The organism is Pseudohaliea sp., assembly GCF_040217025.1.
In the GTDB taxonomy this organism is placed as follows: domain Bacteria; phylum Pseudomonadota; class Gammaproteobacteria; order Pseudomonadales; family Halieaceae; genus Pseudohaliea.
Genome location: NZ_JAVJOA010000004.1, coordinates 337426 through 361875 on the forward strand (window position 1 = coordinate 337426; position 24450 = coordinate 361875).

The window sequence follows — 24450 nt, forward strand, 5'->3', positions numbered from 1 at the left end:
TCTTTTACGAAAGAGGAAGAGCCTGACAAGGAGCCGTGATGACAGAGTTGCAACCGCAGGATTCGCCAGAAACGACCGGTCCGTTGTCCGGGGAGGACGTAGAGGCCCTGGACGCCTATTGGCGTGCCTGCAACTACCTCGCCGCCGGAATGATCTACCTGCAGGACAATCCTCTGCTGCGAGAACCGCTGCGGGAGGAGCACATCAAGCGGCGTCTCCTCGGTCACTGGGGGGCAAGTCCGGGCCTGTCACTCATGTATCTGCACACCAACCGCCTGATTCGCGAACAGGGCGTCGAGGCAATTTTCCTCGCGGGGCCCGGCCACGGCGCACCGGGCGTGCTCGCCCCCGTCTACCTCGAGGGAACCTACTCCGAGGTCTACCCCGACATGGGCGAGGACGAGGAGGGACTGCGCCGGTTCTTCAAGCAGTTTTCTTTCCCCGGCGGCATCGGCAGCCACTGTACCCCGGAGACGCCGGGGTCTATCCACGAAGGCGGCGAACTGGGCTATAGCCTGTCACACGCTTTCGGGGCGGCTTTCGATAATCCGGACCTTCTTGTCGTGGTGGCCGTCGGAGACGGCGAGGCCGAGACCGGGCCGCTGGCGACGGCCTGGCATTCGAACAAGTTTCTCAACCCGGTTCGCGATGGCGCAGTGCTGCCGATCCTTCATTTGAACGGCTACAAGATCAACAACCCGACCCTGCTGGCGAGAATTCCCAGGGACGAACTGGCGCAGCTGCTCGCCGGTTATGGCTGGACACCCCACTTCGTGGAATGTGAGGACCCTGGGCAGGTTCACCAGCCGCTCGCCCAGGCCATGGACAAATGCCTGTCAGAGCTTCGCGCTATCCAGCATGAAGCGCGCCTCACGGGCAAGGCAGCCCGCGCCCGATGGCCGATGATCGTCCTGCGCACGCCGAAGGGCTGGACCGGGCCCAAGGCAGTCGATGGCAAGCGCGTGGAAGGTTACTGGCGATCGCACCAGGTGCCACTCGGCAAACTGCACGGGAACCCGGCTCACCTCGCGCAGCTCGAGGAATGGCTGCGCAGCTATCGCCCCGAGGAACTGTTTGACGAGCACGGACGCCTGCTGCCTGCGCTCCGGCGCCTTTCGCCGGAGGGCACACGACGGATGAGTGCAAGTCCCCACGCCAATGGCGGCTTGCTGCGGCGTGCGCTGCGCCTGCCGGACTTCCGCAAATATGCCGAGACGGTCGAAAAGCCTGCGCAAGCAGAGGCAGAAAACACGCGGCCGCTGGGCCGCTACCTCCGCGACGTGATGCGCAGGAACGGCACGAACTTCCGCGTTTTCAGCCCCGACGAGAACACGTCGAACAAGCTCGATGCCGTTTACGAGGCGAGCAAGAAGCTATGGCTCGCCGAATACCTGCCTGAAGATGAGGACGGCGGGGAGCTGTCCCCCGACGGTCGGGTCATGGAAATGCTCTCGGAGCATACGCTTGAAGGCTGGTACGAGGGCTACGTACTGTCCGGGCGGCACGGGTTCTTCTCGACCTACGAGGCCTTCGTGCATGTGATCGACTCCATGTACAACCAGCACGCCAAGTGGCTCGCGATCTGCAACGAGATCCCCTGGCGCGCACCGGTATCGTCGCTGAACATGCTGATCACCTCGACGGTCTGGCGCCAGGATCACAATGGCTTCACGCACCAGGACCCGGGTTTTCTCGATGTGGTAGTCAACAAGAACCCCGAAGTCACACGCATCTACCTGCCACCGGATGTGAACACCCTGCTCGCGATTTCCGACCAGGCGCTGCGCAGCACCAACGCGATCAATGTCATCGTTGCCGACAAGCAGAAGCACATCCAGTATATGGATATGGAGGAGGCAATCCGGCATTGCCAGAAGGGGATCGGCACCTGGGACTGGGCAAGCAACGATCATGGCAGCGAGCCGGACGTGGTGATCGTCGGCTGCGGCGACATACCGACGCAGGAGGCGCTGGCGGCAACAGCCATGCTGCGCGAGCACTTCCCGGCGTTGAAGATCCGCTTCATCAGTCTCGTGGACCTGTTCCGCATGCAGCCGGCCGGAGAGCACCCCCATGGCCTGTCGGACCGCGACTTCGACAGCCTGTTCACCAAGGACAAGCCGATCATCTTCAACTTCCACGGCTATCCCTGGCTGATTCACCGTCTCGCCTATCGTCGGACGAACCATCGCAACCTGCACGTACGCGGCTACAAGGAGCGAGGCAACATCAATACACCGCTGGAGCTGGCGATCGAGAACGAGATTGACCGCTTCAGCATAGCTATTGACGTGATCGATCGTCTGCCCCAGCTACAGGTGGCAGGGGCTCATATCAAGGATACGCTGCGGGATCGGCAGATCGACTGCCGCAACCATGCCCACGCCTATGGCGTTGATCCTCCGGAAATTCTCGCCTGGCGCTGGCCCCACTAACTTTAGCGAGAGCTGCAAGAAAAGCTGTTAAGCTGCGCGCGGTGTAGCAGCAGGACAACCGGAACACGGAGCGGTCACAGCTTGGCCCTGAAATCAACGATTTCTCGCCTGACATTGCAGCTGGCCGACCTCGACCGCCAGCTCTACCGGGACTTTCCGCTGACCCTGGCGAGACACCCCTCTGAAACCGCTGCGCGCATGATGCTCCGGGTACTCGCCTTCGCCCTGCACGCGGACGAGCAGCTCGCCTTCGGCCGGGGCATCAGCACCGACGAGGATCCGGACCTCTGGCTGAGGAACCTGGACGGCACCATCGACAGCTGGATCGAGCTGGGCACCCCGGACCCGGACCGGCTGAAACGGGCCTGCGGGCGGGCGGCGCGGGTGACGCTCTACGCCTACGGCGACCGGGCCGTGCCGGTCTGGTGGAAGCGCCACCAGGCGGCGCTGGAACGCCTCGACAAGCTGTCAGTCATGCAGGTCGATGACGGGGCGATGCAGGCCCTCGCCGAGGCCTTCCAGCCGGGCATGACCCTGCAATGCACGATCAGCGATGGCGAAGCCATGCTGTCCTGGGACCAGGGCTCGCTCGCCGTTGCCCCGGCGACACTCAAGGCGGCGGCGTGAGCGGGCAGGGTTCCCGGTCATGAGTCCACGGCTGCTGCTTTCACGCCTGCACTCGCGCCTGCACTCGCGCCCGCTCTCGATCCCGCTTGTTCTGCTGATTTCTCTCCTGCTTCTCCCGGGGCTGGCGCCCCGGGCGCGGAGCGAAGCGGCCCTGGAGGCGCTGCTGCGCGGCGAGGGACCGACTTCCGCCCTGAGCGGCCTGCAGGTCAGCCTGATGCAGAATGGCGAGGCCGCGGAGAGCTTCGCCCTCGGCTTCGCGCAGCTGCGGCCGGGCGGCCCCGTGGCCCTGCGGCGCGATCACAAGGTCCGCGTGGCGTCCGTCTCGAAGCTCGTGGTCGCCATCGGGGTCATGCAGCTGGTCGAGCGGGGCGCCCTGGCGCTCGATGCAGATGTATCGGAGATGCTCGGCTTCGCACTGCGCAACCCGGCTTTCCCGGGGGCACCCATCACGGCACGGCAGCTGCTCAATCACACCTCTTCCCTGCGCGACGGCGGCGCCTACTTCATCCGCGCGGGCACCGGCACCCTGCGCGACTTTTTCGGGCCCGGCACGGCGCTGTGGGAGGACGGCGCTCACTTCGCCAGCGGACCGGGGCGCGAGCCGGGGGCATTTTTCACCTATGCCAACCTGAACTTCGGGGTGCTGGGGGCGCTGGTGGAGCGCGCGAGCGGTGAGCGTTTCGACCAGTACATGGCCGGGCACGTACTGGCGCCGCTGGACCTGGCGGCGCGCTTCGATCCCTGCGCGATCCCCGACGGGCAGCGCGCCGCGGCGTTTCGCAAGCGGGTAGCCGGGGGCGCCTGGAACCCGGCCGGGCCCTGGGTACCCCAGGTGGATGCCGGGCCGCCGCGCTGCTTCTACGGCATGGCGGACGTGGCCTCGCCAGAGGCGTTCCTGGCCAACTACGTACCCGGCTCGAACCCGACCCTGTTCTCGCCCCAGGGCGGCCTGCGGGCCAGCGCCGACGACCTGGTGGCGATCCTGCGCCTGCTCGCCGCCGGCGGCGAAATCGACGGCCGCCGCATCCTCAGCGAGGACAGCGTCAAAGCCATGCTCGCACCGTCCTGGACCCTGGACGCAGCTGGCAGCAATGGCCTCTCGTCCGGGGAGGCCGAACCTGGCGGTCCCACGGACGGCCTCATGACCGGCTACGGGCTCTCTGTTCACCGGATCGATCCGCGGGCCTGGGGCCTCGACGCCGGACCCGAACTGCTGGTCGGGCACCTCGGCGAAGCCTACGGCGTCCTCAGCCACGCGCTCTTCGATCCCGCCTCCGGGGACGGCGTCGCGACCATCATCACCGGCACTGCCGACGACCCCGCAGCTGCGCCGCCGGGTACGAGCCCGCTCTATCGCGTGGAGGAGGAGGTCCTGCGCTGGTGGCTGCGGCGCAGGGCCCGGTGAGCGCCGGCCGGACGGCCATGTGCTAAGGTCAGACATACTGGTGTCCAGGACCCACCGGAAGAGGGGCCGCGTGAAAAGAACCCTTGCAGTCTCCCTGCTCGCAGTGCTCGCCGGCTGTGGCCGCGAGACCGAACTGATCACCTACGTCTGCGACGAACCGCTCGCGGGCTATCTTGCCCAGGCGCGCAAGAACATCGAGAACGATTACGATGTGGAGCGCAGTCTCAAGCTTCTCTCCGCCTGCCCGGACAAGGGCTATCACCGGCGCTACACTTTCGAGTTTTCCCGTGAGTCCATGGCCTCCAAGCAGGTCGTGGATGCGCAGGTAACAGCCGCCTGGTGTGGCGACCCGGATGCCAGGACCACCGAGGCAGACCTGAAGCAGTCCCCCGGCATGCTCGTCTTCCAGTTTACCTACCCCTGGTCGACGGCGACGGGAAAATACCCGCAGACGACTTTCCGGCTTAACCGCAGCACGCTCAGGGGTGGTTTCCTCGAGGATCTCGACTGGACCTGCCGCCTGGAGCAGGCGGCCGAGGCCGGCAGCTGATCGTCCAGGCCAGCGGAGAACCGGCCCTCAGAAGCTGCTGCGCAGGGTTACGGAGATCTGCAGGCCGTCGACGTCGCGCCCGCCCGTGCGCAGCGGCGCCGCGAGGTCGATGTGGATCATGCCGCTGGTCGGCAGCCGCGTGGGCATGAGGCGCAGGCCGATGCCGGCATTTGCCAGCCAGCCATCCTCCTCGTCGTCCGGGTCATCGGGGAACCAGGCCCGCCCGGCATCGAGGAAGGCGGCGACTCCCCAGCGGAACAGGCGCAGCGGCTCACCGGAGGCGTACCAGCGCTCCTCGACCCGCGCGCGTACTCGGCGGTCACCCTGCTGGTAGCGTTGCGGGTAGCCGCGCAGCCCGAGGTCGCCGCCCAGCTGCAGCTGGATATCGTCCGTGAGACCCTCGGTCCAGGTCCCGTCGAGAGCCGCGTAGAAGCGCCAGCTGTCGGTCTGCAGGTAGTGCAGCTCGGTACCGATGGTGGCGAAGACGTTCTCCGCTTCGCCGTCCGAGGTGGTCACAGCGCCATTCACTGACACCGCGCCCGAGAGGATGATCGACTCCCGCGGACGGATGGCATCGCGCCAGCTGCCCTCGAAGATGAGCCGGCCGTCATCCGCACCCAGCGCGTCGGGGGAGAAGCCGATGCGGCCCGCCAGGCGCTGGCCCAGGTGCACATCCTGCGGGCGGCCGATGAGCGCCAGGTTCGCGATCGGCACGAAGTCGTCCTCGATGGTCTCAAAACCGACGAAGGGGTAGGCGGCGCTGCGGTCGTCCGGGAGCTCTGTCGGCTGCAGCGGACCCGGCGCCCGCGCGAAGCTGTAGTCCCACCACGCTAAACCCGCGTTCCAGCGGCGTATGTTGCCGTTTTCGCGGCCCGTGGACCCGGCCAGCTGGAACTCACCGCTGTGGGTCTCCTGGCGGAACTCCACCACCCGGTCGCCGGCGTCGAAGAGCGGCTGGATGCGCTCGTCCACGGTCAGGCGCAGACCCATGCTGCTGCGTTCGTCGAGGGAGCGGAAGGGATGGCGCAGGTGCACGTTGAAGCGGTGCCCGTCGTCGTTGTCCGCGGCGTCGAGGTTCAGCCGCCAGGCGCTGCCGGCCACCGCGGGGTCGAAGAAGTAGGCGCCGTAGCCGCTGCGGTCGACGTCCTCGGTGAAGAGGAAACCCAGGGTCTCGCCGCGACCCAGGAGGTTCTCGTCCTCGATACCGAGCGACCAACTCGATTCGCCGCCGCTGCGGTCGAAGGAGACCGTGGGCAGAATGGTCCAAACGTCCCGGGTGACCACCGCGAGATCCACCACATCGCCGCAGCGGCGCACGGGCACCACGCGCGCGTCATAGAGCCAGTCGACGGACCGGAGCACGCGCTCCGCCTCCACCAGCTCCAGCGGCACGAAGTCCTCGCCCTCCAGCAGGAAGGGCAGCTGCTCGCGGATCGTCTGTTCCCGGGTGAGCACGTGCAGCCCGTTCGCAAGCCTGAACAGCGCGTTGTCCTGCGCCGGGTCGGAAAGGTCGAAGACCTGCTCGCGCTCGAGGATGAGACGCCCCACGACACCGCCCTCCGCCAGCTCGCCGCCGATACCGGCGGGAATGGCCTCGAGCCGGCCTGCTGCGGCCTCGTCTGCGAAGGGCAGGGCCTCGCAGGCGTCTGCCGCCCCGGCCGGCGACCCGGCGACGAGGCAGAGCAGCGCCAGGAGGGTCGCTATAGCCGGAACTCCCCGGCTGCCGCGGGAGCCCGCTGTCAGTGCCCTGCCACCCACGGGGGCCAAGAAAGCGTGACACGTCTCGCGCAGAGTCTGTTGACCGGGTGCCATCGGAATCTCACGTCGCCTTTTGCTTGAAACGGCAGTCGCCCGCGGACGGATCAGCCGTCGCCCCGATCGCGGGCCCCTGCGGCATCACGGCCCGGGTACAGCCGAGGCACCGCCGATGGGGCGGGCAAGTGCGAAATCAGCGGCCGACGATCAGGGCGGCGGCTGCTGCGGGATCTGCTCGAGGCAGTAGGCCATGGCGTAGGGCTGGCCGTCGCTCGGCACCGTGCCGCCGTCGGCAGCCACCTGGCCCTCATCCGCCGCATCGCAGAAGTAGTCCAGCGTGCAGTTCTGCGCAGTGAGCGGGTCGCCGTCACCGGAGGTCCCGTTGACGAGGGTATAGCTCACGGTCACCGGCTGGCCGCAGCTGTTAACGAAGCACGGTGGTGGCTGGGTGGGCCAGGTGCCCGTGTAGGTCGCGGTGCCGCTGCAGCTGCCTGCCGCCACGTCGGGAGGAGTGACTTCGATGCCGGCCGTGATGTCCCGCGCCCAGAAGCTGCCGGCCGCCACCAGCCCCGCACCGGCCAGGGGCAGGACCGCGCGCAGCACCGCCGGGCGCTGGCGCAGGATGCGCGCGCAGGCGACGGCCACGAGCACGGCGAGCGCCACTGTGCCCCAGGTGCCGAGTGCAGGAACGCCCGCCGCGCCGCCGGACCAGGTGACATTGAAGGTCGCGCTGCCGGGTGACGGTGCCTGTGCGTTCGCTGCCGGCAGCAGGCAGTACGATGCGAGCGCGGCCAGTGTCGCGCGGTTGATGACGGTACGGTTCATGCTTTTCCCCTCGGTCCCCGATTGCCCCGCCCGATCATAACCGGGCACCGGGGAGGGCGCCAGACCGTCGCTGGCGCGCCCTGGGCTGGGACAGGTCGACGCCTCAGGGGCTCAGCGCATCCCACTGCAGTCCTGCCGCAGCCTTGATGCGCTGCGCGTCCTCGGGCAGCAGGTAGCCGGCCTCGACAGCGGCATCGGTGGCCTCGGCCACAGCCTCTACGTAGCCATCGCGATCGACATAACGCGTCGCCATGGTGGCCGCGTCAAACAGCGTCGTGGTACCGGAGAGCCGGCAGCCGACGAGGCCGGCGTTGATTTCACCGGAAAGCCGCGCAGCAGGTGCGTCCACGTAGGGCGTGCGAAGACCGCCGACGACGTTGCCGACGTCGTCGTACTGGAAGTCCGCTTGGTCATCGGTGACCGCCATGCGCCCCGCTTCCGGGGCCGGCTCGCCGGTCCGCACCCAGTTGTCGAGGGCGTTGAGGGCGGCCATGTAGACCCAGGGGTAGGGTCCCGAGTTGATCGGCCGATCACAGGCGAAAATGCCAAGGATCAGGTCGTTCTCGACCACCAACGCCTTTTCCGCGCCGACCCCGACATCGTCCCGGCCGGCCACCAGCTGGTAGTTGTCGTTGTGGGCGGAACCGGTGACCTCCCAGAGACGGAAAAAGTCGCTGTCCGGCTGCCGCTCATCCACGGCGCCGAGGGCGATCACGTCCGTCTCTGCCTGGAAGTTGATTACCGGGGTCTCGAGGTCGTCCCGGAAAAGTACGCGCTCCGGGGCGGGGATGGCCACCTGCGGCTCCTGCGCCAGCGGCTGGCTGCTGTCGTAGCGGCTGTCGACGATGAAACCATCGTAGGCGTTGTACAGCGGCTGGATGGCGTTGATATAGGTAAGCAGCCGCGAGGCCGACTGCGATTCCCCTGTTGCCAGCAGTACATCGGCCCGAAGGTCGCCCAGGATGCCACCGTCTTCCGCGCGGATAGCCGCCGTGACCTGCGTGAAGATGTCGTAGGAGAAGCTGTCGCCGGGGTGGTCCAGGCTCTCGTAGCGCTCCGGGTCCGCATCGCGCAGGTTGAGCGGCAGCACCGCATCCTCCAGGCCCTCGATACCGACGCGCTGCGCGGTCACATTGACCCAGGCATGGCCGCGGCGCAGCGCTTCGACGTGGCCGACGCCCCAGCCTGCCGGCACGTCGAAACCGTTGGTAACGTTCAGCCATTCCACCACGGCGGTACCGCTGAAGTCTGCCGCGTCGGCGGGCCGGTACACCAGCACGCGGGTGCGGTAGTCCGCGGTCGCCCCCGGCTCCGCCTCCCAGTAGCCGTCGCTGCCCAGCTCGTTGAGATTCGTGAAAGCACTGGCCGTGCCGCTCAGGAAAAACTCCTCCTGCACGTAGCCCTGCCCTGCGAGATCGAAGCTGGTGCTGATGAGCACCGCTTCGCCGATCGCCGGGGGCATCTCCACCGCCGGCTCCGCCACCGGCAGGAATTCGGGCTCGGGGGGCGGCGGCTCGATCGCCAGTGTGTTGCTGTCGTCGCAGGCCGTAATCGCCAGCAGGCAGAGGGCAAAGAGCGGCGCGAGGAGACGGGTGCCGCCCCGGGTCAGCGGGGCGGTAGTGGGCAGGGTCATGGTGGGCGTTACCTCAGAGTTTGCCAAAGGCTTCGTCGAAATCCCTTGCGGCGGCATCGGTGAACTCGAAGTTCTGGCGAATGTAGGCCAGGGTCGCCTTTTCCGTATCGGTCACGCCGGGGCCGTCGTGCGCAGACTTGAACAGGTCCGCCACCTCGTCCTTCGACAGCTTGCCCTCACCGGCACCGGTGGTGTGGTGGCGGGCCAGGTCGAGCAGTTCCTTCTCGTACTTGTTGCCGTCGATCGTTTCGTAAGCCATCGGCTGTTGCTCCTTCTCCATTTATCCTTTGATTATTGCAGTCTCAGGTGCGGCGCTGGCAACCGGCTACGGCCGCGACCCTCTTGCAGCGCCTCACCCGCCAACCTCGCGTAGCATGCCACCGGCCCGGGGGGCTGACAATTTCCGCGGCTGGCGCGCTAGCCTGCCGCCTTGCTCTCGTCGCGCTCCTTCGCCTGCATCCCGGCAAGCGCCGCCTGCAGGCGGCTTTTCAGCCGTTCCCGCTCGAGGGTCAGCTGTTGCGCACGCTGTTCCGCCTCACCCTCGCCCCCTTCGCGGAGCGCGGCCAGTTCCTCGTCCAGCCGCTCAACCTCGAGGCGGAGCTTTTCCGCCGACGCAGCCTCTTCGGCCTTGTCGAAGGCGACCTCCTCGGCCTGCACATGCTCCGACGGGCGCTTGCCTTCCTTCGCCTCCGGCGGCAGCACGAGGGCCCCGGGCTCGTAGGCACGGGTATTCATGAACGTCGGCGAGACGATCTCGATGCCGGCGCCATGCAGCGCGTCGAGCATGCACTCGTGGAGCTGCGAGCGTGCCGACAGCAGGCTCTGCACGTCCTCGAGCAGGCCCGCCGCACGGTAGGTCACGGAAAAGTTCCCGAGCTCGCGAAGGTGGACGAAGCAATCCTTGAGCCCGGACGCCTCCGCCGCGGTGCGCAGGACCTCGCGCGCCAGGTTGTGCGGCACATCGAAGCCCAGGGAGACCTCCGCCGTGATGATCGTCCCGGACGCGCGCACGACCTTCACCGGCTGCGTCACCATGTAGATGTTGGGCACCGTGACCAGGTCGCGGAACTCGGTCTGTATCTCCGTGTGCAGGAGGCCCATCTCGGTGATGCGCCCGGTGAGGGACGCCACGGTAATGAAATCGCCCGGCCGCGCGCTGCCCACGGCCTTCAGCATGATGCTGGCCAGGATGTTGCCGATGAAGGTCGCGGAGGACAGGGCGATCGCCGCGCTCAGGAGGATGCCGATGAGGCTGAGCAGCTGCCCCTGCAACGTATCGCTCACCGGCAGGGCAACCACGAGCGCGAGCAGCCCCGCGAGGGTCAACGCCAGCATGATGAGCTGGAACTGGAACTGCGCCTCGGGCCGCTCCGCCCAGCGCCGCCGCAACGTGATGTGGGCGCCGAGCAGGGTGGCGAGCACCAGCGCGAGGGTCACCAGCAGCGGCAGAAACGATCGGACGATTTCCAGGAACCCTGTCACCGACACTGTTCCCCCTGGATCGGCCTAGCGCTGGGCGGCGTCTGCCATCGGGCCGGCAAACAGCGGGTGCCCGTCCCCGTCGAAGTCGAGAACGTGGATGCCCTCCCACGGCGGTGCGTCGATATGGGTCGCCACCAGCGCCTTCTGCTGGCTCCACTTGACGACGTCGAAGCAGAGCTCGGCAACCTGGCCGGGCGTGTAGTGCCGCTCCAGCTCGACCTTGAGGTCCGCGCCGGCATCGGCGGGAAACATGATCAGCGTATCGACCAGGCGCAGCGCCGCCGTCTGCGCTTCACTGAAACCGCCCTGTTCATAGCGGGCGATGCGGCCTGCCATGTCCTCGTCGAAACCCTCGTCCAGCGCGCTGCGCTGGCGCAGGGAGCCGCAGAGGCGGCAGTGATGAACCTGGGCGCAGCGCAGGCGAACGAGCTCACTGGTGACCGCGTCGATGCCGTCGGCCAGCACCGCGGCCGCGGCGAAAGCAGCGATGGTATCGGCGATCAGCGCGTCGCTGTCCTCCGCGGGCTGCGATGCGCTGCCCGGCGCAGCCGCCGCCGGGGCTTTCCCGGAGGCGGACAGCAGCACCGGGACGACCCGTTCGAGGCGCAGTCCCATGTCGATGAGGTAGAGCCCGTTGACCAGGGCATTCACCCTCTCGGCGCCGAGCGCGTCGGTCAGCGCGGCGACCTGCCCCTCGGTGACGCCGTTCACGTCGACAGCGAACTGGTCGGCCAGGGCGATGACCTGTCGCTCCACGTCACTGCAATCCCCGGGAGCCTCGCAGACCTCACGCTGCTGCGCGGCCTGCAGCCGTTCCCGGGCCAGTGCGAGCAAGCGCTCGTCGCTCAGGGGCAGAACGACGTCGAGGGCGCGCTGCCACGCCGCGCTGGTCGCGGGCTGAAGGGTCGTGAGCGCGGACGGGATCGTCACCATGGGTTTTCCTCCTTATTCTGTTTGCTCGAAGTGTGCGGGACGCCCCCTGCAAGGGGCAAGATGCAGCGCTACCGGGGCCGGTGGCGCTGCGCTACCAGCTCACCTCGATCTCGATGCTGCCGCCGTCATCCTCCACCTCGACCTCGAGTTCCAGTTCGACCCGGTCGGGCACGCGCACCTCGATGCGCTTGCCGTTGCGCTCCAGGGTCAGGCCATTGTGACGCTCCAGCGCATCGGCAATCTCGCGCAATCGGGCCGCGGCGGCCTCGCGCTTCAGCTGCTGTTTTTCCTCGATTTCCAGGATCTCCATTGCTGTACTCCCAGCCGCTTTCCGGTCCCCGAGCATGGCACGGGACCCGGGGGCCTGCCAGTGGTCTCAAAAGGATGAAACTCTGACCCGGGTCACACTCGGCGGGAGACCGGCATGGCACGGGGGAACGAATTCGCTACACTCGGGGCCTTTCTCCAGGGGGGGCGTCACTTGCCTGCTCGATGGATGATGGCGGCGGGGGGCCGGGCATGGCTCGCGCTGCTGATGCTCTGCAGCCCGGTCTCCTTCGCGGCACCGGTAGTCGTCGAGGTCCTCGGTGCCGACGGTGAACCGATGCCCTACGCGATCCTGTCGCTGCCGGGTAACGCTGCCCGGCAGGCAGGCACAGAGACCGCGCTCATCGACCAGCGCGAAAAGCGCTTCGACCCCTTCGTGACGATCGTACGCCCCGGCTCCCTCGTTCGCTTCCCGAACAGCGACGACACCCGCCACCACGTCTACTCCTTCTCGGAGGCCAAGACCTTTGAGCTGAAGCTCTACGAAGCCAACGACGCGCCGCCCGTGCGCTTCGAGCGGCCCGGGCTGGTGACGCTTGGCTGCAACATCCACGACAACATGAAAGGCTACGTGCTGGTGACCGGCGACCCGCTGGCCACCGTGACCGACGGCAACGGCGTGGCCATCGTCGATGGCGACCAGCTGCCCGCCGAGCGCCCGGCGCTGGCGCTATGGCACCCGCTCGCAGACGCACCGCGCACGGTGTCCCTCACGGCGGCCCAGCGGGCCGGCCAGGAGCCCGTGCGCGTGCAGCTGCCCTTTGCCTGGAAGGACCCGCAGACGGCGCGCAGCAGCGACACCCTGGAACGGCTGCTACGCGGCTTTGGCGGTGGCGATGCGGACTAGCTTCCGCGCGCGACTGCTGCTGCTCCTCCTCGCGCTGCTCGCCGCCACGCTGCTCGCAACCACGCTCGCCGCCCTGCGGGCCGCGAACGGAAGCGCCGAGTCGCTGCTCAGGAGCGAGCTTGCCACGGTGGAGCGGGTGTTCCTGCAGCTGCTGCTTCGCGAGCGGGAGCAGCTTCGTGAGCGCGGCGCCGTACTGGCGCAGGACTACGGCTTCAAGGAAGCCATTGCCAGCGGCGACCGGGGCACCATGGCGAGCGCCCTGGCCAACCATGCCGACCGGGTGGATGCGAACCTCGCCGTGCTGCTGGGACCCGAAGGCACGGTCACCATGAGCACCCACGAGCTGGCGCCGGTGCTCGCCGCTCTCCGGGCGACGGTCGTCGGCGCCGAGGGCGCCCGCAGCGCGCGCCTCGTGCTCGACGACCGGGTCTTCGACACGGTGCTGCTGCCCGTGGAGGCGCCGGACCTGATCGGCTGGGTGGGCGTAGGCCGTCTCGTCGACAACAACCTGCTTCTCGAGCTGCGCGGGCTCACCGGTGCGGATATCGTCCTGTTCGCCAACGGCAGCAGCACGCTGGCGACGCTCCCGCCGGCGCTGGCGCCCGATGGTGCCGGGGCACAGGCGCTGGCCGCTTCGCTGCGCGCGTCCCGCTGGCTGACCCGCGCGGTTCCCCTTGCGACCGATGCCGGCGGCACGGCGGAGGCGCTGCTCACCGTCTCCCTGGATGCCGCCCTCGCCGACTTCAAGCGGCTCCGGCTACAGCTGGTCGCCATCGGTGCGCTCGCGCTGCTGCTGGCAGGGCTGATTGCCCTGTTTGCCGCGCGCTCGGTCACCAGGCCGATCCGCCAGCTGGCGCGCTTTGCCGAGCGCATCTCCGAGGGTGACTACACGACCCGCACGGAGATCGCCACGGGCACCGAGTTCGACCTCCTCGCGCAGACCCTCAACAGCATGCAGGACACGGTGGCCGAGCGCGAGGCGCGCATCGTGCACCAGGCCCAGCACGACCTGCTGACGCAGCTGCCGAACCGCAACTACATCAGCGCGATGTTCGAGGGCGGGGACCGCCAGCGCGCACCGGGCGGCCGCTTCGGCATGGCGCTCATGGAGCTGGGAAACCTCGCCGACCTCACCGACCTCTACGGCAGCGACTTCAGCGACCACTGCCTGCGCGAGGCGGCGGACCGGCTGCGGCGCTCGCTGCGGCGGGGCGACCTCGCGGGCCGCGTGGGCGACAACCAGCTTCTCCTGTTCCTCGACGATCTCGACCCCGCCGGCCTGGAGCCTGCACTGGGCAAGCTGCTCGCCACCTTTGCCGATCCGCTCGAGGTCGCGGGCGTCCCCGTGGTGCTCGAGCCCCGCTTCGGCTGCGTCTTCTACCCCCAGCACGGGGCCAGCTTCGACGAGCTCCTGCGCCGCGCGCAGATCGCCCTGTCCCGGGCCCGGCGCGGCGCCGAGCGCTTCACCGTCTACCAGGTCGGCCAGGACGAGGCACACCTGCGGCAGATACGCGTCGCCAACCGGCTCCGGGAAGCCGTCGAGGCCGGTGCCTTCGAGCTGCTCTACCAGCCCAAGTTCTCGCTTCGCGAGGCACGCATCACCGGCTTCGAAGCGCTCGTCCGCTGGCACGACGACGAACTTGGGCAGGTCTTCCCCGATGAGTTCATCCCCATCGCGGAGCAGACGGGCATGATCACGGGGATCAGCGAGGCCGTGCTCGCAAAGAGCCTCGCGGACCTGGCGATGCTGCGCGAGCGCGGCGGCGAGCTGGCCGTCAGCGTCAACCTGTCGGGCATCGATATCCTCCAGCCCCGGTTCATCGATCACGTCATCGACCGTGTCCGGGAGAGCGGCCTGCCATCGCATGCCGTGACCCTCGAGATCACGGAGACCGCGATGGTCGAGGACCTCGACGTGGCCCGCGGACACCTGCTGCGCCTGGACGCGGCGGGCCTCGCGCTGTCCATCGACGACTTCGGCACGGGCTTTTCCTCCCTCGGCCAGCTGCGGGCGCTGCCCGCCCGGGAGCTCAAGATCGATCGCAGCCTGGTGCAGCCCCTCGGCGACCGCAGCGAGGACCGGCAGATCGTTGCCTCGACCATCGACATGGCCCACCATCTCGGCCTGTCCGTCGTTGCCGAAGGGGTGGAGAACATGGAGATCGTCAACCACCTGCAGGCCATGGGCTGCGACGTGCTCCAGGGTTACTTCCTCGCCCGGCCAATGCCGGCGGCGGCGCTCGCCGCATGGCTCGACGAGCCGCCGGCCCAGGTGGCCGCGCTGGAGCACCTCGCCGGTGGCTGAGCGCCGCCTGCTCTGCATCGCGCTGCTGCTCGCGGCCGGCCCGGCACTCGGCCAGGGCAAGCTGCTGGCTACCGGCGGCGCCTGGCAGCTGGAAGGGCAGGCCGGCGGTGGTATCGTGCCCTGGGCCGTCGTCGCCGGCTATGGCGAGGCCGGGGAATGGGGCGGCAGCGCGGCCGCCACGCGGGTCAGCGTCGACGATTTCGATCTCACCGTCGCCGGCGCGAGCCTGGGCCTCGGCAACCGTTTCGAACTGGGCTACGCCCGCCAGTCACTGCGCGTGGCGCCACTGGACCTGACCATCGACCAGGACGTGCTATCCGCGAAATGGCGCTTCGCCGGCGACCTGCTCTACCCGGGCCTGCCGGCCCTCGCGGCCGGCGTGCAGGTCAAGCACAACCGCGACTTTGCCGTACCCGAGGCGCTCGGCGCCGCCGACGACACGGGCGTCGACGCCTGGGTCGCCGCCAGCCGGCTGTGGCTGAATGGAGTGGCCGGGCGCAACCTGTTCACCAACGTCACGCTGCGCGCCTCGGAGGCCAACCAGGCCGGGCTGCTCGGCTTCGGCGGCGAGGGCAGTGACCACGAGCTCCTGCTGGAGGCGTCCGCGGGGCTGTTCCTCGACCGGCACTGGGTGGTAGGCGCCGAGTACCGGCAGAAGCCGGACAACCTCGCCGCCGTGCGCGAGGACGACTGGGCCGATCTCTTCATCGGCTGGTTTCCGACCAAGCGCGTAGCCGTGGTGGCCGCCTGGGCGGACCTCGGCGACATCGCGGGCCTGCGCGACCAGCGCGGCTGGTACCTGTCGCTGCAGGTGAACCGGTGAGCGGCCGCCTGCTGCCGGCTCTGCTGGCCGCGGCCCTGCTCGCCGCCTGCGCCGGCGGCGGCCCTCTGCCAGACCGCACCCTCTATGCGCGCCTCGGCGGGGAAGCGGGCATCGAGGCGATCGTCGACCGTTTCCTCTTTCACCTCGCGGACAACGAGCGCTCCCTGCCGCTCTTCCGCAACACGGATATCGAGCGCTTCCGGGAAAAGTTCATCGAGCATCTCTGCGAGCTGAGCGACGGCCCCTGCGAGTACAGCGGTGACAGCATGGCGGCCACCCACCGCGGCATGGACATTACCCGCACGCAGTTCAACAGCATCGTCGAGACGCTGCAGCACGCCCTCGAGGACACGCACACACCCACGGGCGCCGGCAATGCACTGCTGGCACGCCTGGCGGCGCTGTACCCGGAGGTCGCAGGACAGTAGCGGGCCCGCGCCGGGTGTCAGCGACCGTCAGCGCGCGTAAACTGTGCGCCACACTCCCGGGCCCCGACATGCTGAAAGTCTTCTTCCTGCTCAGTGGCGTGATCGCCCTCGTGGTGGTGATTCACTACGAGTTCCTGTACCGCTTCACGGTCATCATGCCGCGGCTGAACGTGCGCCACCGCTTCCGCATCGTGTTCGGCGTGCTGGCCGCGCTGGTCGCGCACGCCGTCGAGGTGTGGATCTTCGGGCTGCTCTATCTCTACATGCATCACAGCGACCACTGGGGGGAGCTGGTGGGTAACTTCTCCGGCACGCTCTTCGACGCCGTGTACTATTCCTTTACCACCTACTCCACCCTCGGGCTCGGGGACATCGAGCCGCACGGCGACATACGCTACGCGACGGGCCTGGAGTCCCTGGTCGGCCTGGTCCTCATCACCTGGACCGCGTCCTTCCTGTACCTCGAGATGACGCGCTACTGGGACCGAGACTAAGCCGCGACCCAACACCCATGCCAGGGAGGGCACCACCATGGCACAGCTCACGCTGAGACCGGCAGAGCCGGCAGACTGCGCGCAGATCCTCGACTTCATCCGCGGGCTGGCGGAATACGAGCGCGAGCCCGAGGCGGTAGAGGCCACCGAAGCACACCTCGAGCGCACCCTGTTCGCCGACGAGCCGAAGGTCTTCGGCATCATGGCCGAGCTCGACGGGGCGCCGGCAGGGTTCGCGGTCTATTTCTACAACTACTCGACCTGGCTGGGCCGGCACGGCCTCTACCTCGAGGACCTCTTTGTCGACCCGGCCCTGCGCGGCCGCGGGGTGGGCCTGGCCCTGCTCCGGCACCTGGCCGGTATCGCCGTGGCCGAGGGCTGCGGCCGCTTCGAGTGGATGGCACTCGACTGGAACGAGCCGGCGATCGATTTCTTCCGCAACGCAGGGGCCGTTCCCATGGACGAGTGGACCGTCTACCGGCTCAGCGACGGGGCGCTGCGGGCGTTCGCAGCCGGCGGCGAGGCGCCCTGAGCGGCGCATTTGCGTCGAACAGCCCGACTACTGCGATGAAACTGCAATAAAAAACCAGCGCGGGAGGGACACCGCCCTATAATGGCCCCATGACCCTGGACGACCTGCTGCACGACAAGCGCCGCCTTTTCTGGGTGCTCCAGCTCATCGGCTGGAGCGGCTGGGCGATGTCGTTCTACCTCGGCGTCCTGGTCTGGGGGGAGCCGCCGGAGAACTACCTCTGGTACCTGCCGGTGGTGTCGGGCATAGGCATGCTGATCACGCTGGCCCTGCGCTGGCTCTACCGGATGACCTGGGAGGCCTCCCTGGGGCGCCGCGTCTTCGCCATTCTCGCCGGGTCCTGGTGCGCCGGTGCGTCCTGGATGGCCTGCCGGGCAACCATTTTCGCCAGCGCCTTCCCCAAGGAGCACGCCGCCCAGGACACCGGGAAGAGCGAGTTTCTATCCTATTTCAGCGGTTCGATCTCGGCCTTCTGGGTCATGCTCGTTTGGAGCGCCCTCTATTTCGGCATCAAGTACTACCTCCTCGCCCAGGAGGAAAAGCAGCGCAGCCTGAAGGCGATGAGCATGGCCCAGGAAGCGCAGCTCAAGATGCTGCGCTACCAGCTCAACCCGCACTTCCTCTTCAACACACTGAACGCCATCTCCACGCTCATCCTCGATCGGGACACGAAGCTCGCCAACGACATGGTCATGCGCCTGTCACGCTTCCTCCGCTACTCGCTGGACAACGACCCGATGCAGCGGGTCACCGTGGCCGAGGAAGTCGACGCGCTGAAGCTCTACCTCGACATCGAGCAGGTCCGCTTCGGCGACCGGCTGCAGCTGCACTTCAACATCGACCGCAGGGCCGCCGACGCGCTGATCCCGAGCCTGTTACTGCAGCCCCTGGTCGAGAACTCCATCAAGTACGCCATCGCCCAGTCCGTGGGCGGCGGCAGCATCGGCGTCTCCGCAAGCATTGCCGGCAGCGAACTGCAGCTGGAGGTGGCCGATGACGGCCCGGGGCTGGACCTGCGCAACGGCCGGCTGCCGAAAGGGGGCGGAGTCGGCCTGGTCAACATCCGTGAGCGCCTGAAACAGCTCTACGGCGACCGGCAGTCCTTCCGGCTGTCGACGACGGAGCCGCACGGACTCACCATTACCATCACCCTGCCCGTCGAACGCAGTATCCCGGGGGATCAGAAACCATGAACACGCTCACCGCCATCATTGTCGATGACGAGAACCTCGCCCGCCGCGGCCTCGCCGTGCGCCTGCAGCAGCTGCCCCAGGTGGACGTGGTGGCCGAGTGCGCCAACGGCGAGGAAGCCCTCGTCGCCATCGCGCAGCACGCACCGGACCTCGTGTTCCTCGACATCCAGATGCCGGGCATGGATGGCTTCCAGGTGGTGAACGAGCTCCAGGGCGACGCCATGCCCATGGTGGTCTTCGTCACCGCCTACGACGAGTACGCCGTGGAAGCCTTCCGCGTGCACGCCGTCGACTACGTGCTCAAGCCCATCGACGACGACCGGCTGCACGAGGCCGTGGAGCGCGCCGTGGCGCACCGGGACCAGCAGGCGAGCAGCGAGAGCAAGGAGAAGCTCGTCAAGCTGGTGATGAGCATGACCGGCGAGAGCGCGAGCGGCGTGGAGGGCATGCTCGAAGGAAATGGCCCTGGAAGCTGGCCCGAGAAAATCACCATCAAGGACGGCAACGACATCCGTTTCATCCGCGTCGCCGACATCCGCTGGGTCGACGCCGCCGGCGACTACATGTGCATCCATGCCGGCGGCGAGACGCACATCATGCGCATCACCATGAAGCAGCTCGAGGGCATGCTTAACCCGGCCGTGTTCCTGCGCGTACACCGGTCGACGCTGGTCAACACGGGCTGCATCATCGGCGCGCAGACCCTCGACAACGGCGAGTTCCTCCTCAACCTCGAGGGCGGTGCGCAGCTCAAGGTCAGCCGCAGCTACCGGGAGCGCATCCGCGAGTTTCTCTCCCGCTGATGCAGGACCGGGGGAAACTGGCGCCGCAGCGCTCGCGTCCCTAGACTGGCCGCCATGGATACGGCCATCGCCCTCGACAGCCTGCCCGACGCGGCCGCCAGCCGGGTGCGCCTGGATGCGCGCATTCTTGCCGCCCGCACCTTCCCGCCCCCGCCGGTGCCGCCGTCGTGCCCCGCGCGGGTGACCGCGACCAGCGTGCCGGAAGTGCCGGCCGATGCGCTGACCGGCGCGCTGCTCCGCGAGGCCATCGCTGACTGCGGAGCGCTGCTGGTGCGGGGCCTGCTACCCGGGGCCCACCATGCGCCGCTGCGCGCCGCCATCGATGCGGTGCTGGCGGCCGACGGCAAGCAGGGCACCCCCTGGTTCGATCCGCCGCCGTCGCTGCTCGAGGTCATGCCGGCGCGGGAACTCGCCACCTCGAGAGCCTTCCACCGCAACTCGGGGTCCGCCATGTGTGCCGAGGCGCCCGCCATCGCCGAGCACCTGCTCGCCCTCTACGGAAGAATGGGACTCGACGACCTGGCGTCGCAGTGCCTGGATGACCGGCCCTGCCTGTCGGTGAAGAAATGGGTCCTGCGCCGCAGCCACCTGGCGGTTGAAGAAGCCGGCTGGCACCAGGACGGCGCCTTCATGGGCGCGGGGATCCAGAGCATCAACCTCTGGCTGCCCCTGACCGACTGCGGCGCCGACACGGGCGCGCCGGGCCTCGACATCATACCCGCGCGCATCGAGGGTCTGCTGCGCGACGGTGAGGGCACCTTCGACTGGAGCGTCAGCCCGGCTTTCGTAAAGCGGGAGCTACCGCCCCGGCAAAGCCCCCGCTTTGCCGCCGGCGACGCCCTGTTCTTCGACCACTTCTTTCTGCACCGTACGCAGTACCGGGCGCACTTCAGCCGCCCGCGCTACGCGGTCGAGACCTGGTTCTTCGCCGAGAGCCGGGCGCCGGCCAACCAGGTGCCGCTCAGCTGGCGCTGAACAGCACCTTTTCCCTAGGGCTCCTCGTAGCGATCGGCGAGCGCGAAGCCGGCCAGGGGCTTTCTCCTGGGCAGCGGGTAGACGTGACCACTGTGGCTCAATCCCAGCTTGCACAGGCTGTCGGCGCTGTGCAGCAGGAGCGGGATCGGGTCAATGACCGGCACCGGGTGGCCGTCCGCCGCAAGACGCTCCGCGATCTTCTCTGCGCAACCTAAGAAGCCCGTGCAGCCGAGAACGATCGCCCCCGCCCGATGGTCACGAACAAGCCGGAGTGACTCGCTGGCAAGCTGCTCAACGACCTCATCCAGTCGATGCTCGATTTCAAGAACAGGAATATCGATGGCGCCGAAGCCTGCGTAGTTCTCGCGCAGGCCATAGCGCGCCACCAGGCCGTCGATCAGCGGGTAGAGCCGGTCGAGCACCGTCACGAATGCAAAGCGGTGCCCGAGAAGGCTGGCGTAGTGCATGCTGGTCTGCGCCGGACCGAGGACGGGAATCGATACCAGCTCCCTCGCCGCTTCCAGGCCGGGGTCGCCCATGCAGTCGATGACGATTGCCGTCGCGCCATCACGCTCCGCTGCCAGCGCCTGCTCCAGGATGCCGGGCACGCTGAGTGCCTCGTCGGCGGAACACTCGATAGACGCAGGACCGGTGCGGATGAGGCTGTGGCGCACTTCCAGGTCCGGACGGAGGAAAGGCTCGACGTCGGCAAGGGTGCGGATGCCCTCCGTGATGATCGGGGTGATGATATGGACGATGGATTTCATGGGACCCCCTACCAGGCGAGCTCGAGACTGACGCCGTAGGTTCGCGGCATGCCCCAACTCTCACCGAAGCCGACACTCGAGAACAGGACCTGTGTGCGGTATTCCTCGTCCGCCAGGTTCTTGCCCCACAGGTAGGCCATCCAGCCGCCGGAGGCCGCGCCGATACCTACCCTGGCGTTGTACAGCCAGTAAGCGTCCTCCCTTGCCTCGGGCGGCTGGCGAACGATATCGAAGGTCACGCCGTCCTGGTAGCTGAAATCGAGCTGTGCATCGGCTGTAAGGGTAGAGCCAATATCCCACCGGTAGCGAAAGACGCCGTTGAAGTTCCACTCCGGCGAGTTGGGCAGCTCGCTGCCCTCTGCCACGCCCCCGACCACCGACTTGGTGATCTCGGTATCCAGGTAGCCGGCACCCAGCCGGACATCAAGTCCCGCAGCAGGACGCCAGAAAAGCTCCGCCTCAGCACCGTAGATCTCGGAGTCTCCGACATTGTCGATACCGAACAGCGTCCCGACCGGGGAGTCGAAGATGCCCCCGTAGAACTGCATGTCGGTGTAGTCGTAGAAGAAGGCTGCCGTATTCAGCTGCAGCGCACCGCCGGCAAGGGTGAGCTTCGCGCCGACCTCATAGGCCCAGACATCCTCCTCGTCGAAGGCCTGGAGGTCTGCCGGGTTGAAAGTGAGCTGCCCCTGGAAGCCGCCAGCCTTGAAGCCGTTCGAAACACTGGCATAGAGCAGCGCATTCTCAAAGCCGAGATAGTCGACTGCCACCTTGCCCGAGAGGTCGGTGACATCGTAGTCGTTGGCTACCGCAGGGAATAGCTGTGCCTCTACACCATCGGCGATCAGGTAGGTGAAGGCATCGCTGAAATCCTTCTGCTCATCGGTGTAACGAAGACCGCCGGTGAGGCGCCAGCGATCCGCGAAGGTATGCTCGGCATGGAGGAACACCGCGGCAGAGTCGGTTTCCTGGCGGTACTCGTTGCCCAGCGACTCGAAGCCCACCAGCCCCAGCAACGGCAGAAGATCTGCGGAGTCGAAGCGATCCCGCGTCTTGACCTCGTCGCTGCCGTAATACGCTCCCGCGATGACCACACTGTTCTCGGAAACCCAGCTCAGGCGCAGTTCCTGGGACCACTGCTCGACGCTGTTGATGAAGTACCCATCAAGCTGCTCGAGGGAAGTGGCATCGCGATCTTCAACATGGAAGCGATCAAGGTCCTCATAAGCACTGATCGAAGTCAGCGTGAGCTGCTCTGACAGGTCCCAGTTCACCGTGAGAGCCGCGCCCTCCGATTCGATATCCTGGCGCGTAGCCACAGAAGCGCCGGAACGGAAGACATCGGAATCGCCGTCGTCCTCGTCGGAAAAAGGATTATCTATCTTGATCAGCCAAACGTCCGATTCGTCCTTCCCTCCGTGAACATTGAGCAGCACATCCAGTCCCTCGGTGGGTTGCCATTGGAGCAGACCGCGCCAGGCCGTGGCATCAATCTCGCCAACGTCGTCGCCCGTCAGCCGATTGGTCTGGTGTCCCTCTCCCTGCTGCACCGTCTGTACCGAAAGCCGGCCGGAAAGCGTCTCGCCGAGGGGCCCGCTGATGTAGCCGCGCGCCGCAGCATGCTCGAACCGGCCGTAATCGAGAGAAAGCCCCGCCTCGAACTCCTCGGTGGGCTTGCGAGCAATGAAATTCACTGCGCCGGCAGTGGTATTGCGACCGTAAAGCGTTCCCTGGGGACCCTTCAGAACCTCAACGCGCTCCAGGTCGTGCAGCTGGAAGCTGAGCATGGCCGGCGACACGAGATAAACCTCGTCGACGTAGACCCCCGCCGCCGGATTATTGTTGGTCGCGTAGTCATTCAACCCGATCCCGCGGATAGTGATGTTCGGTATGGTGTTGGCAATGATGTTGTTGATGCGAAGATTCGGTGTCTGGGCGGCGATATCGACCGGCTGAAACAGTCGCAGGGCTTCGATTTCGTCACCCGAAAGCGCCGTAACGGCGATACCGACATCGTTGAAGCTCTGCTCGCGCTTCTGCGCCGTGACGATGACCTCCTCGAGCTGCAGCCTGCCGCCGCTCTCCTGGGCCTGCGCCGGTGCATGGTTAATCCCCGCTAGCGCCATACCGATGGCTGGGACGATCGCTTTTCTCTTCAAGGCCATCATAAGCTTTCCCCTCAATGCTGCGGCTTCGGCCGCGTTGTCATTACTCTGCGAGCCCCGTGAGTTCTTCGAGGGGCTCGAAATCGCGCTGCAGCCCGAAGGCGCGTGGCCCCCAGACCGCAAGCGCTTGTTCCGAGCGTAGGATCGGCGGCGCACTGACACCGATCACCTTGACGCGCTGCCCGTACTTCATCGCCTCGACGGGCACCGGCTCCGCCGTTTCGCCGTCCACGACGCAGATCAGGTCGGGAACCATAGCGAGCGGTTGTCCGGCGCTGTTGCTCAACATCAGGTGTTCGTTCTGAAAAACCAGCTGCGCACCACCGGTTCCCTGCAACGCGGCCAGGTCACAAAGCCCAACGGCGAAGCCGCCGCGATTTTCACGCTCAAGGTTCGTGATCTTGCCTTCGAAAAGCACCCGGGCATGCGCGTAGTGCATTGAGCTCTCGAGGGCTGCGAGGAGCGCCGCTACAGGATCATCCTTCCGCCTGCCCTCATGGATTGCCCGTCCAAGCTCAAGAGCCAGGGAGAGCGTCCCGCGAACGGCGGCGTCCTTCACCTGCCGCCCGGTCATGGGATAGCTCGAGATCATGACGCTGCAGCCCATCTCTACGGCGCACACCCGGACGAGATCTTCCGCCCGCTTGGCGTTGCCCGTTTCAACCAGGAGTGAATTCAGGTGCTCGTCGGTCACAACCAGCGGTGTGCACGACACACCATGAATGTTGTAGGTGACCATCTGGATTTCAGGGAAAGCGCGCCCCATGCCGTCGGCATCGACCAGGGGCAGCCCGCTGCGCGCTGCGGCCATGACAGGTACCAGTGAGTTCACGCCGCCGACTTCGATGGGGATAATCGCGTCAGCGCGCCGCCCGGTGTAAGCCTCGAGCTTCGCCAGCGCCAGGTCGATGTCGTCACCGCAGGCCGCCTTCTCGACAAGCACCGTGGGTGCGCCGAGCATGGCTATCGTGTATACATTGGCGTCGTCGGCAAGCTCCTCGACCGGCAGCAGTTCCGGCGCGGCATGCGACTCGATCGCGGCCCGGGCGAGCAGTCTGCCGATATAGGGGTCACCACCGCCACCGGTGCCCAGGAACGCCGCGCCCGTCGCAATGTAAGGCAAATCTTCGATTTCGATTTTCACGT

General features: G+C 67.2%; 23 protein-coding genes. 13 read left to right on the plus strand and 10 right to left on the minus strand.

Going from position 1 to position 24450, the window contains the following annotated elements:
* Nucleotides 1–38: 38 nt before the first annotated feature.
* The 4 genes from RKE50_RS02520 to RKE50_RS02535 all read left to right on the plus strand — a co-directional run bounded on the left by RKE50_RS02520 (nt 39) and on the right by RKE50_RS02535 (nt 5017).
* The gene (locus RKE50_RS02520; RefSeq protein WP_350034138.1) at nt 39–2435 is read left to right on the plus strand and encodes a phosphoketolase family protein; all 2397 of its coding nucleotides are present in this window, start codon (nt 39–41) and stop codon (nt 2433–2435) included.
* Between the two features lie 81 nt (nt 2436–2516).
* A complete protein-coding gene (locus RKE50_RS02525) occupies nt 2517–3062 on the plus strand; it encodes a YaeQ family protein (protein WP_350034140.1) in 546 nt (181 codons plus the stop codon).
* 19 nt (nt 3063–3081) lie between these two features.
* Entirely contained in the window at nt 3082–4467 is a 1386-nt protein-coding gene (locus tag RKE50_RS02530) for a serine hydrolase domain-containing protein (RefSeq protein WP_350034141.1), read from the plus strand.
* A gap of 70 nt (nt 4468–4537) precedes the next feature.
* On the plus strand, nt 4538–5017 hold the full coding sequence (locus RKE50_RS02535) for a hypothetical protein (protein WP_350034143.1): 480 nt from the start codon (nt 4538–4540) through the stop codon (nt 5015–5017).
* 27 nt (nt 5018–5044) lie between these two features.
* On the opposite strand, the gene RKE50_RS02540 is transcribed toward RKE50_RS02535, so the two are convergent.
* The 7 genes from RKE50_RS02540 to RKE50_RS02570 all read right to left on the minus strand — a co-directional run bounded on the left by RKE50_RS02540 (nt 5045) and on the right by RKE50_RS02570 (nt 11955).
* On the minus strand, nt 5045–6784 hold the full coding sequence (locus RKE50_RS02540; protein ID WP_350034144.1) for a BamA/TamA family outer membrane protein: 1740 nt from the start codon (nt 6782–6784) through the stop codon (nt 5045–5047).
* Nucleotides 6785–6979: 195 nt separating this feature from the next.
* Nucleotides 6980–7597, minus strand: a complete 618-nt coding sequence (locus RKE50_RS02545) for a hypothetical protein (protein WP_350034146.1) — start codon at nt 7595–7597, stop codon at nt 6980–6982.
* A gap of 103 nt (nt 7598–7700) precedes the next feature.
* Nucleotides 7701–9230: an alpha/beta hydrolase domain-containing protein gene (locus RKE50_RS02550; RefSeq protein WP_350034148.1), complete on the minus strand. Its 1530-nt coding sequence runs from the start codon at nt 9228–9230 to the stop codon at nt 7701–7703.
* Between the two features lie 13 nt (nt 9231–9243).
* A complete protein-coding gene (locus tag RKE50_RS02555) occupies nt 9244–9489 on the minus strand; it encodes a hypothetical protein (protein WP_350034150.1) in 246 nt (81 codons plus the stop codon).
* 158 nt (nt 9490–9647) lie between these two features.
* A complete protein-coding gene (locus RKE50_RS02560; RefSeq protein ID WP_350034152.1) occupies nt 9648–10712 on the minus strand; it encodes a mechanosensitive ion channel domain-containing protein in 1065 nt (354 codons plus the stop codon).
* A 24-nt stretch (nt 10713–10736) separates the two neighbouring features.
* A complete protein-coding gene (locus tag RKE50_RS02565) occupies nt 10737–11645 on the minus strand; it encodes a carboxymuconolactone decarboxylase family protein (protein ID WP_350034154.1) in 909 nt (302 codons plus the stop codon).
* Between the two features lie 91 nt (nt 11646–11736).
* Nucleotides 11737–11955, minus strand: a complete 219-nt coding sequence (locus RKE50_RS02570; protein WP_350034155.1) for an amphi-Trp domain-containing protein — start codon at nt 11953–11955, stop codon at nt 11737–11739.
* A 171-nt stretch (nt 11956–12126) separates the two neighbouring features.
* Here RKE50_RS02570 and RKE50_RS02575 point away from each other — a divergent pair, with 171 nt between their 5' ends.
* The 9 genes from RKE50_RS02575 to RKE50_RS02615 all read left to right on the plus strand — a co-directional run bounded on the left by RKE50_RS02575 (nt 12127) and on the right by RKE50_RS02615 (nt 20372).
* Complete coding sequence (locus RKE50_RS02575; protein WP_350034157.1) at nt 12127–12819, plus strand: methylamine utilization protein; 693 nt, start codon at nt 12127–12129, stop codon at nt 12817–12819.
* Nucleotides 12809–15124: a putative bifunctional diguanylate cyclase/phosphodiesterase gene (locus RKE50_RS02580; protein ID WP_350034159.1), complete on the plus strand. Its 2316-nt coding sequence runs from the start codon at nt 12809–12811 to the stop codon at nt 15122–15124. The genes RKE50_RS02575 and RKE50_RS02580 overlap by 11 nt, the downstream gene beginning before the upstream one ends.
* Entirely contained in the window at nt 15117–15947 is an 831-nt protein-coding gene (locus RKE50_RS02585) for a DUF3034 family protein (RefSeq protein WP_350034161.1), read from the plus strand. Before RKE50_RS02580 ends, RKE50_RS02585 begins: the two co-directional genes overlap by 8 nt.
* Nucleotides 15944–16375, plus strand: coding sequence for a group I truncated hemoglobin (locus RKE50_RS02590; protein ID WP_350034163.1), 432 nt, complete (start codon nt 15944–15946; stop codon nt 16373–16375). Before RKE50_RS02585 ends, RKE50_RS02590 begins: the two co-directional genes overlap by 4 nt.
* A gap of 68 nt (nt 16376–16443) precedes the next feature.
* A complete protein-coding gene (locus tag RKE50_RS02595) occupies nt 16444–16869 on the plus strand; it encodes a potassium channel family protein (protein ID WP_350034165.1) in 426 nt (141 codons plus the stop codon).
* Between the two features lie 37 nt (nt 16870–16906).
* On the plus strand, nt 16907–17401 hold the full coding sequence (locus tag RKE50_RS02600; protein WP_502937859.1) for a GNAT family N-acetyltransferase: 495 nt from the start codon (nt 16907–16909) through the stop codon (nt 17399–17401).
* Nucleotides 17402–17490: 89 nt separating this feature from the next.
* On the plus strand, nt 17491–18594 hold the full coding sequence (locus RKE50_RS02605) for a sensor histidine kinase (protein ID WP_350034166.1): 1104 nt from the start codon (nt 17491–17493) through the stop codon (nt 18592–18594).
* The gene (locus RKE50_RS02610) at nt 18591–19397 is read left to right on the plus strand and encodes a LytR/AlgR family response regulator transcription factor (RefSeq protein ID WP_350034167.1); all 807 of its coding nucleotides are present in this window, start codon (nt 18591–18593) and stop codon (nt 19395–19397) included. The genes RKE50_RS02605 and RKE50_RS02610 overlap by 4 nt, the downstream gene beginning before the upstream one ends.
* Before the next feature lie 54 nt (nt 19398–19451).
* A complete protein-coding gene (locus RKE50_RS02615; RefSeq protein ID WP_350034168.1) occupies nt 19452–20372 on the plus strand; it encodes a phytanoyl-CoA dioxygenase family protein in 921 nt (306 codons plus the stop codon).
* Nucleotides 20373–20386: 14 nt separating this feature from the next.
* Here the strand turns inward: RKE50_RS02615 and RKE50_RS02620 are convergent, their stop codons facing one another.
* From RKE50_RS02620 to RKE50_RS02630, 3 genes are read right to left on the minus strand one after another with little or no spacing between them, the layout of a single operon-like run.
* Nucleotides 20387–21139, minus strand: coding sequence for an aspartate/glutamate racemase family protein (locus RKE50_RS02620; protein ID WP_350034169.1), 753 nt, complete (start codon nt 21137–21139; stop codon nt 20387–20389).
* Nucleotides 21140–21147: 8 nt separating this feature from the next.
* Nucleotides 21148–23307, minus strand: coding sequence for a TonB-dependent receptor (locus RKE50_RS02625; protein ID WP_350034171.1), 2160 nt, complete (start codon nt 23305–23307; stop codon nt 21148–21150).
* Nucleotides 23308–23347: 40 nt separating this feature from the next.
* A complete protein-coding gene (locus tag RKE50_RS02630; protein WP_350034173.1) occupies nt 23348–24448 on the minus strand; it encodes an S-methyl thiohydantoin desulfurase family protein in 1101 nt (366 codons plus the stop codon).
* Nucleotides 24449–24450: the final 2 nt, after the last annotated feature.